The sequence below is a fragment of the Photorhabdus stackebrandtii genome (genome assembly GCF_011189495.1).
Lineage (GTDB): Bacteria > Pseudomonadota > Gammaproteobacteria > Enterobacterales > Enterobacteriaceae > Photorhabdus > Photorhabdus khanii.
The window spans coordinates 1-1,034 of the sequence record NZ_PUJV01000128.1 but is presented as its reverse complement, the minus strand read 5'-3'; the positions used below and the strand labels follow the sequence as shown (position 1 = coordinate 1,034).

General features: G+C 52.9%; 1 protein-coding gene. It reads left to right on the top strand.

All coding sequences use genetic code 11. The annotated features are described in order from the left end of the window. Nucleotides 1-1,034: AMP-binding protein (locus tag C5470_RS21940; RefSeq protein WP_166291901.1), on the top strand; the 1,034-nt coding region annotated here is incomplete at both ends.

Sequence of the window (1,034 nt, the reverse complement as noted above, 5' to 3'; positions counted from 1 at the left end):
CGTACACTGTTGCTGAAAACCTGGAATGTCACGGAACCCGGGTCTTCTGATGCATTGTGTATCCATCAGCTGTTTGAACAACAAGTGCAGAAAATGCCGGATGTCACAGCATTAGAATATCAAACACAACGTCTCAGTTATGCCGAATTAAATGCCCGTGCCAACCAACTGGCCCATCAATTGATAGCGCAGGGGGTAGCGCCGGACCAGCGAGTGGCGATTTGTGTGTCACGTTCCCCGGCCATGGTGGTGGGAATGTTGGCGGTGTTGAAAGCGGGTGGTGCCTATGTCCCGTTGGATACCGCCTATCCGGTTGAGCGTCTGACGCATATCCTGAATGATGCTAAACCGGTGTTGGTACTGGCGGATGAAGCCGGACAGGAGGCACTGGGTGAAGAGGCGCTGGCCGGGTTGCTTATCCTTGACCCGAATACCCCGCTTGACCAGCCGGACAGCAACCCGCAGGTCTCGGCGTTGACTCCACAGCATCTGGCCTATGTCATTTACACCTCCGGTTCAACCGGACAACCAAAAGGGGTGACGATAGAACATCAGGCGATTTATCAGCGCAGTTTAGGTTTTGATGAAACCTATGCGGTGACGGCGCAAGACCGGGTGCTGCAATTCTCCTCTTTTGCCTTTGATGCGTCGGTCGAAGAATTTTTCTCGTCATTGTGCAACGGTGCAACACTGGTGATGCGTGATGATAGCTGGCTGGCTTCGGTACAGGCATTTATAGCCTTAATCCGACAACATCGTATTACGGTGATGTCTCTGCCGACACTGTTTTGGTCTGAACTGGCGGCATTGCCGTTACCGGAATGTCTCAGGTTAATCATTATGGGGGGCGAGGCGGTCAAAAAGAGCGCCATTCAGGCGTGGTTTGCCCAGAAAACCTATCGTCCCCGGTTGTTGAATACCTATGGCCCGACTGAAAATACCGTGATTGCCACCTGTAAGGCGATCTTATCGCCGGAGGACGCTGGTTCTATCGGCAGGCCGGTCAAAAATACTGGCATCTACCTGTTGGACAG